Source organism: Vibrio sp. Isolate23 (genome assembly GCF_022398095.1).
Taxonomy (GTDB): Bacteria; Pseudomonadota; Gammaproteobacteria; order Enterobacterales; family Vibrionaceae; genus Vibrio; species Vibrio coralliilyticus_A.
On the sequence record NZ_JAKEUV010000027.1, the window covers coordinates 1 to 884 of the forward strand.

The following is an 884-nucleotide window of genomic DNA, read 5'->3' on the forward strand; positions in this document are numbered from 1 at the left end:
ATGTGTGTTGGTACCTAATGAACAAATCATTAGGATTTGAGAACTTTTAAATGAATAACAACGCATCTCATAGAGATGGGGATTGTTGTTATTCGTCAGCTTTCCAAATTGTTAAAGAGCTAGATTCGCTTTCTATTTAAAGAAAGAAATCATTTTTAAGAACACTTAATCAAGTATGCTTAAAAATGGTGGGCGATACCGGGCTCGAACCAGTGACCCCCTGCTTGTAAGGCAGGTGCTCTCCCAACTGAGCTAATCGCCCACATGAGTTTTTCGTCTTGTGGAAGACGTCAAGAATGGTGGAGCTAAGCAGGATCGAACTGCTGACCTCCTGCGTGCAAGGCAGGCGCTCTCCCAGCTGAGCTATAGCCCCATCTTGATAGTCATTTCTAAGGAAGAAATGGTGGGTCGTGCAGGATTCGAACCTGCGACCAATTGATTAAAAGTCAACTGCTCTACCAACTGAGCTAACGACCCAATGGTATCCCGTAGGGGAGTCGAACCCCTGTTACCGCCGTGAAAGGGCGGTGTCCTAGGCCTCTAGACGAGAATGGTGGGTCGTGCAGGATTCGAACCTGCGACCAATTGATTAAAAGTCAACTGCTCTACCAACTGAGCTAACGACCCAATGGTATCCCGTAGGGGAGTCGAACCCCTGTTACCGCCGTGAAAGGGCGGTGTCCTAGGCCTCTAGACGAACGGGACACTAAGYTGAAGATATTGGGATATCTTCGTTCTCTTAAACTACATAAACCATCAATCTGTGTGGACACTCATCGTGAGTAATCATCGTATAAGGAGGTGATCCAGCGCCAGGTTCCCCTAGCGCTACCTTGTTACGACTTCACCCCAGTCATGAACCACAAAGTGGTGAGCGTCCCCCC

6 tRNA genes and 1 rRNA gene are annotated in these 884 nt (G+C 47.8%); all 7 read right to left on the bottom strand.

From position 1 onward, the window contains the following. Positions 1-186 precede the first annotated feature (186 nt). Positions 187-262, bottom strand: a tRNA-Val gene (locus L1D31_RS22415). Between the two features lie 35 nt (positions 263-297). After that, a tRNA-Ala gene (locus L1D31_RS22420) sits at positions 298-373 on the bottom strand. A 28-nt stretch (positions 374-401) separates the two neighbouring features. Next, positions 402-477, bottom strand: a tRNA-Lys gene (locus L1D31_RS22425). A 2-nt stretch (positions 478-479) separates the two neighbouring features. After that, positions 480-547 (bottom strand) — tRNA-Glu (locus L1D31_RS22430). 4 nt (positions 548-551) lie between these two features. Continuing rightward, a tRNA-Lys gene (locus tag L1D31_RS22435) sits at positions 552-627 on the bottom strand. A gap of 2 nt (positions 628-629) precedes the next feature. Then, positions 630-705: transfer RNA gene (locus tag L1D31_RS22440), tRNA-Glu, on the bottom strand. An 89-nt stretch (positions 706-794) separates the two neighbouring features. Further along, positions 795-884 (bottom strand): 16S ribosomal RNA (locus tag L1D31_RS22445); the annotation flags it as partial.